This is a genomic window from Janthinobacterium sp. LPB2021202312-11-4 (assembly GCF_037049705.1).
Taxonomy (GTDB): domain Bacteria; phylum Pseudomonadota; class Gammaproteobacteria; order Pseudomonadales; family Pseudomonadaceae; genus Aquipseudomonas.
Genome location: NZ_JBAGKV010000016.1, coordinates 164,961 through 171,713, shown reverse-complemented (window position 1 = coordinate 171,713; position 6,753 = coordinate 164,961). Strand labels below are relative to the sequence as shown.

The 6,753-nt window shown below is 60.1% G+C and carries 6 protein-coding genes; 4 read left to right on the top strand and 2 right to left on the bottom strand.

The window, feature by feature from the left end:
* Positions 1-304: 304 nt before the first annotated feature.
* Both V5E99_RS18405 and V5E99_RS18400 read left to right on the top strand, forming a co-directional pair.
* Positions 305-643 (top strand): HopJ type III effector protein, encoded by a 339-nt coding sequence (locus tag V5E99_RS18405; protein WP_499803710.1) that lies wholly within the window; start codon positions 305-307, stop codon positions 641-643.
* Positions 644-838: 195 nt separating this feature from the next.
* On the top strand, positions 839-2,089 hold the full coding sequence (locus V5E99_RS18400; protein ID WP_499803709.1) for a 2-aminoadipate transaminase: 1,251 nt from the start codon (positions 839-841) through the stop codon (positions 2,087-2,089).
* 161 nt (positions 2,090-2,250) lie between these two features.
* Here V5E99_RS18400 and trxB read toward each other — a convergent pair whose 3' ends face one another.
* Positions 2,251-3,213 carry a thioredoxin-disulfide reductase gene (gene trxB, locus V5E99_RS18395; RefSeq protein WP_499803708.1) on the bottom strand — a complete coding sequence of 321 codons (963 nt, stop codon included), beginning with the start codon at positions 3,211-3,213 and terminating at the stop codon, positions 2,251-2,253.
* Positions 3,214-3,529: 316 nt separating this feature from the next.
* Between trxB and cysZ the strand changes: the two genes are divergently transcribed.
* The gene (gene cysZ / locus V5E99_RS18390; RefSeq protein ID WP_499803707.1) at positions 3,530-4,282 is read left to right on the top strand and encodes a sulfate transporter CysZ; all 753 of its coding nucleotides are present in this window, start codon (positions 3,530-3,532) and stop codon (positions 4,280-4,282) included.
* Between the two features lie 64 nt (positions 4,283-4,346).
* A complete protein-coding gene (locus V5E99_RS18385; protein ID WP_499803706.1) occupies positions 4,347-5,522 on the top strand; it encodes a glycosyltransferase family 4 protein in 1,176 nt (391 codons plus the stop codon).
* Between the two features lie 114 nt (positions 5,523-5,636).
* On the opposite strand, the gene V5E99_RS18380 is transcribed toward V5E99_RS18385, so the two are convergent.
* The gene (locus V5E99_RS18380) at positions 5,637-6,740 is read right to left on the bottom strand and encodes an NADH:flavin oxidoreductase (RefSeq protein ID WP_499803705.1); all 1,104 of its coding nucleotides are present in this window, start codon (positions 6,738-6,740) and stop codon (positions 5,637-5,639) included.
* Positions 6,741-6,753: the final 13 nt, after the last annotated feature.

The following is a 6,753-nucleotide window of genomic DNA, read 5'->3' as shown; positions in this document are numbered from 1 at the left end:
TTAGGTGTGATCAACGACTCATCCCTTTCGAACAACGGCTTTTCGTCATAAATCAGACAGTATTGAAAAGATCAATCTCTGCAATTCCTAATGACAGCATGTTATTCGGACACAAATCGCATTTGATGGCGTGTCGCAGGGGCTATAGCTCGCGCTCGCGTATGGACGGTCTGATGCCTAAACGGAGCAAGCAACCAGGCACGAAATATTCTGAAGCTCCCTACACCCTCCCAAGTTACTATATGTAACTACCTGAATATCTTTATGAATATCACATGCAACAGTTAAGACGGAGCCGGAAGACATGAGTGATTTGAACACCCTGCGCGAGAGCCTCAACAGCGGCGAACACCTGTTTGCCGACACCCTGGCGTTCATCGCCGCCGGTTACGACTATCAGCCACAAGCCTTCAACAATGGGGGCGTGGAAAACGCTGCCGGGCAGAACGAAGGCTCGTGCAAGACGTTGGGCCTGGCGCTGCTGGAAGGCTTGAGCGATGAAGAAGCGCTGTTGGCATTTGGTGAGCATTACCGTTCGGTGGTGGCGACGCCAGAGGGTAGCGATCACGGCAATATCCGCGCGTTGATTGCCCATGGGTTGGCCGGCGTTAAGTTCACTCAGCAACCTTTGACCCGCCGCTAAGCTTTTTTTGTAGGAGCAAAGCTTGCTCGCGATAGCGGTCTCAAGGACGCCATCGCCGGCAAGCCGTGCTCCTACAGGTATTGGTGGCACATCCCGACTTTTAAGATTGACCCGGCGACTTTATTTCGTTTGCCCGGCACCGCCGCTCACGGCTTAGATAAAAAGAAGCAACCCTTCTTCTGAGTCAGGCATTCCATGAGCAGCGAAAACATCAGTCGGTCGATCAACATCGTTCATCCCGTCACGCTCAGCCACGGCAAAAATGCCGAGGTCTGGGACACCGAGGGCAAACGCTACATCGACTTCGTCGGTGGCATCGGCGTGCTGAACCTCGGCCATTGTCACCCGCGCATCGTCGACGCCATCCGCGACCAAGCCACCCGACTGACCCACTACGCGTTCAACGCCGCCCCGCATGCGCCCTACATCGACCTGATGAATCGCCTGACGGCGTTTATTCCCGTGGATTACCCGGTCAGCGGCATGCTCACCAACAGCGGCGCGGAAGCGGCGGAAAACGCCCTGAAGATCGTCCGTGGCGCCACCGATCGCACGGCGGTCATCGCGTTCGACGGCGCGTTCCATGGCCGCACACTCGCCACCCTCAACCTCAACGGCAAAGTCGCGCCCTACAAGCAGAAAGTCGGCGTGCTGCCGGGCCCGGTGTTCCACCTGCCCTTCCCGAGCAAGGACAACGGCGTGACCTGCGCCGAGGCGTTGAAGGCGATGGATCGGCTGTTCAGCGTCGAGATCGATGTGGATGACGTGGCCTGTTTTATCGTCGAACCGGTGCAGGGCGAAGCAGGTTTCCTGGCGATGGATGTGGCGTTCGCCCAAGCGCTGCGGCGCTTCTGTGACGAAAAAAACATCCTGCTGATTGCCGATGAAATCCAGTCCGGTTTCGGCCGTACCGGCCAGCGTTTTGCATTCTCGCGGCTGGGCATCGAGCCGGACCTGATCCTCCTCGGCAAAAGCATTGCCGGCGGCGTGCCGCTGGGTGCGGTGGTCGGGCGCAAGGCATTGCTCGACACCTTGCCCAAGGGCGGGCTGGGCGGCACCTATTCCGGCAATCCCATCGCCTGCGCGGCGGCACTGGCGACGCTCGATGAAATGACTGACGCGAACCTGCACGCCTGGGGTACGCAACAGGAAGAAGCGATTGTCAGCCGCTACGAGGCTTGGCGCACCCGCAAGCTTTCGCCATATCTGGGCCGTTTGACCGGCGTGGGAGCGATGCGCGGCATTGAGCTGAGCAACCCCGACGGCACGCCGGCAGCGGCGCAATTAACACAATTGCTGGCCTTGGCCCGTGATGCGGGTTTGTTGCTGATGCCCAGCGGCAAGTCGCGACACATCATTCGGCTGCTGGCGCCGCTGACCACCGAGGCCAGTGTGCTGGAGGAAGGCCTGGATATCCTTGAGGCATGCCTGGCAAAACTGACCTGAACATAACCCCCCGTAGGAGCTGCCGCAGGCTGCGATCTTTTGACTTTGCTCTAAAAGGCCAAGGTCAAAAGATCGCAGCCTGCGGCAGCTCCTACGGGTTCAGCGAATTTGTCGCGGGCACAAAAAAACCGGCCGAAGCCGGTTTTTTCAGTTCAACGCAATCAGAACGAAGCGTTCTGCAGATCGTCGAGGTAACGCTCGGCGTCCAGTGCCGCCATGCAGCCAGCGCCAGCGGAGGTGATCGCTTGACGGTAAACGTGGTCAGCCACGTCACCGGCCGCAAAGATGCCTTCGAGGTTGGTTGCCGTGGCGTTGCCTTCACGGCCGCCGTGCACCACCAGGTAGCCGTCTTTCAACGTCAGCTGACCTTCGAACAACGAAGTGTTCGGGGTGTGGCCGATGGCGATGAACACGCCGTCGACTTTCAGCTCGTCGAAGCTGCCGTCGTTGTTCTTCAAGCGAGCACCGGTCACGCCCATGTTGTCGCCCAGGACTTCGTCCAGGTTCGAGTTCAGCTTGAGGATGATCTTGCCTTCGGCAACCCGTGCGTTGAGCTTGTCGATCAGGATCTTCTCGGCGCGGAAGGTTTCGCGACGGTGGATCAGGGTCACGGTGCTGGCGATGTTGGCCAGGTACAGCGCTTCTTCCACAGCGGTGTTACCGCCACCGACCACAGCCACTGGCTTGTTGCGGTAGAAGAAACCGTCGCAGGTGGCGCAAGCGGAAACGCCTTTGCCCATGAACGCTTCCTCCGACGGCAGGCCCAGGTAACGAGCGCTGGCGCCGGTGGCAATGATCAGGGCGTCGCAGGTGTAAGTCGCGCTGTCGCCGGTCAGGGTGTACGGCTTGGCAGCGAAGTCCACGGCATTGATGTGATCGAAGACGATCTCGGTTTCAAAGCGTTCGGCGTGCTCTTTCATCCGCTCCATCAGCGCCGGGCCGGTCAGGCCATGGACGTCACCGGGCCAGTTGTCGACTTCGGTGGTGGTGGTCAGTTGACCGCCGGCCTGCATGCCGGTGATCAGCAGCGGCTTGAGGTTGGCGCGGGCGGCATAGACCGCGGCGCTGTAACCGGCAGGGCCGGAACCGAGAATAATCACTCGCGAATGACGGACTTCAGACATGACCTGCTCCTGTTGACCGGCCCGAAACTCCTGGCGCGGAACGCCGGGTTGCCGGCGGGAATAAAAAAAGGACTGTTGAAAGCACTTGGGGAAGGCTTGAGCTCGACAGTCCTGTAAAAAGAATGGGTGCAGCGTATCGAGGGGGCGAAGATTAAGGAAATACGGTTTAACAATCCAGCTCATAGGCGGTCTCTATCCCGCTACCGTGATTTTATAGACGCCTTTGTTACAGTGAATGTCGATGCTGCGACCGCGCTTTCACCTGTGAAGCAAAGTCGGTAAGGTCGGCGCGTTTCCCCTCTGCTCGGAGCACGTTATGCCCGCACCTGTTCTGTCCGGCCCGCAATATTTGCGCGAAGGCCTCAAGCTGGTCCTGAGCCCGGGCCTGCGTTTGTTCGTGTTATTGCCCCTGGCAATCAACCTGGTGCTGTTCGTCGGATTGATTTACCTGGCCGGCCATCAATTCAGCCTGTGGGTCGATACGCTGATGCCGTCCCTGCCCGACTGGCTGAGTTTCCTCAGTTACATCCTCTGGCCGATTTTTGTGGTGCTGGTGGTGCTGATGGTGTTTTTCACCTTCACCATGCTCGCGAACGTCATCGCCGCGCCGTTCAACGGCTTCCTGGCAGAAAAAGTCGAAGTGGTGGTACGCGGCACCGACGACTTCCCGTCCTTCAGTTGGGGTGAACTGATTGAAATGATCCCCCGCACCCTCGCCCGGGAAATGCGCAAACTCGGCTATTTTCTGCCGCGAGCCATCGGGCTGTTCATCCTGTCGTTCATCCCGGTGGTCAACATCATCGCCGCGCCGCTGTGGCTGCTGTTCGGGGTGTGGATGATGGCGATCCAGTACATCGACTACCCGGCGGATAACCACAAGCTCGGCTGGAACGAGATGCTCGCCTGGCTGCGCCAGAAACGCTGGCAGAGCATGAGTTTCGGCGGGATCGTCTATCTCGTGCTGCTGATCCCGGTGGTCAACATTCTGATGATGCCGGCGGCCGTGGCCGGGGCCACGCTGTTCTGGGTGCGTGAACGCGGCGCGGAGAATCTGGTGGTCCAGCGCTGAGTCGTTCATAAATCCATCATCGAAACGCCACAATGGCGACATGGCCTCAGCCGACACTGAGGTCATGACGACAGCTCTGCATATCACCCTGATCACCGAAACCTTCCCTCCGGAAATCAACGGCGTGGCCAATACCCTCGGCCGCTTGTGCGACGGTTTGCGCGCGCGCGGGCATCAGGTCGAGCTGATACGACCGCGCCAGGGCTGTGATCGGCAGTTGGGTAGCGACGATTCCTTGCTACTGTGTCGCGGCTGGCCGCTGCCCGGTTATCCCGGATTGCAGTGGGGTCAGTCGTCGATGCATAAGTTGCTGCGCCGCTGGAAACGCCAGCGCCCCGACGTGCTCTACATCGCCACCGAAGGGCCGCTGGGGTTGTCGGCGTTGCGTGCGGCGCGGCGCCTGGGAATTTCGGTGGTCAGCGGTTTTCACACCAATTTCCAGCAGTACACCAACCAATATGGGCTCGGCCTGCTGACGCGAATGCTGACCCACTACCTGCGCTGGTTTCACAATCGCTCGACCCTGACCCTGGTGCCCAGCGTCAGCCAGCGAATGGAACTGGAGCGTCGGCATTTCGAGCGTTTGGCGCTGTTGTCCCGTGGCGTTGATAGCCTGTTGTTCCACCCCAGAAAACGTCTGAACGCGCTGCGTGAGCAATGGGGACTGGCCGAGGATGACGTCGCCGTTATCCATGTAGGACGTCTGGCCAACGAAAAGAACCTGGGGTTGCTCAAGCGCAGTTTCGACACGCTGAAAACGACTTATCCACAGCGAAACCTGAAGTTGATCGTGGTGGGCGATGGTCCGCTGCGCATGACTCTGGAGAAGCAATTGCCGGAAGCGATCTTCTGCGGCTCACAGCGCGGCGAAGCGTTGGCCAGCCACTACGCGTCCGGGGATGTGTTTCTGTTTCCGAGTCTGACCGAGACGTTCGGCAATGTGGTGCTGGAGGCGCTGGCCTCGGGGTTGGGCGTGGTGGCCTACGATCTGGCGGCGGCGGGTCAGCATATTCGCCATGGCTACAACGGCGTGCTGGCGATGCCAGGGGATGAGGCTGCGTTTTGCGAGGCGGCGCGCTGGCTGCTGGAGGAGAAAGAGACCTTGCGTTGCGTGCGGCTCAATGCGCGCCAACATGCGAGTCGCCAGGGCTGGGGGGCGATTATCGAGCAGTTTGAGGGGCAGTTGCGGGGGGCTTGCATGCAGGGGCAGGCTCTGCCGGATGCGGCGTTGCTGCCTTAAAAGCATCGCGGGCAAGCCTTGCTCCTACAGGTCAGGCGTCGGTCACACACTGTCGACACGACTCAAATCCGTAGGAGCAAGGCTTGCCCGCGATGGCGTCAGTACAGCCGCCGCTTAAACCAGCGTCATCAACGCCTCACGGCTGAACGGCAGGATGTCTTCTTCACGGCCATCGCGCACTTTCTGCGCCCAGTCCGGATCGACCAGCAGCGCACGACCGACCGCCACCAAGTCGAATTCCTCTTTGTTCAAACGCTCCAGCAGATTTTCCAGACTGGCCGGTTGCGCGACTTTGTCGGTGTTGACCATGAACTGCAGGAACTCGCCATCCAGGCCAACACTGCCCACGGTGATGGTCGGCTTGCCGGTGAGTTTGCGGGTCCAGCCGGCCAGGTTCAGGTCGGAACCTTCGAACTCTGGCTCCCAGAATCGGCGCGTCGAACAGTGGAAAATGTCCACGCCGGCGTCAGACAACGGCTTGAGGAATTCGCCCAACGCTTGCGGGGTTTGCACCAGGCGCGCGGTGTAATCCTGCTGCTTCCACTGGGAGAAACGGAAGATGATCGGGAAGCCTTCGCCTACCGCGGCCCGCACCGCTTGAATCAATTCGATGGCGAACCGCGAACGGTTGGCCAGGCTGCCGCCGTATTCGTCGGTGCGCTGGTTGGTGCCTTCCCAGAAGAACTGGTCGACCAGATAACCGTGGGCGCCGTGGATTTCCACACCATCCATACCGATGCTTTGCGCATCTTTGGCGGACTGGGCAAACGCGGCGATGACGTCCTGGGTGTCTTGGTGAGTCATGCCGTGAACCACGACCTGACCGTCCTTCAATTTTTCCGACGGGCCATAGCCTGGAACGCTGGCGTCAGGCTCGGTGCCGATACGGCGCACGCTGCCCACATGCCACAGTTGCGGAACGATCTTGCCGCCTTCGGCGTGCACCGCGTCGACGACTTTCTTCCAGCCCGCCAGCGCCGCTTCACCGTAGAAATGTGGCACGTTCGGGTAGCCGTTGGAGGCCTTGTGCCCGACGGTGGTGCCTTCGGTGATGATCAGGCCCACACCGGCAGCAGCGCGGCGACGGTAGTATTCGATCACTTTGGAATTGGGCACACCGCCCGGCGAAAACGAGCGGGTCATCGGCGCCATGACGACGCGGGTCGGCAGTTCGAGGTTGCCGAGGTGGAACGGTTTGAACAGGGCTTTGACGGGCATGGGACGCTCCACG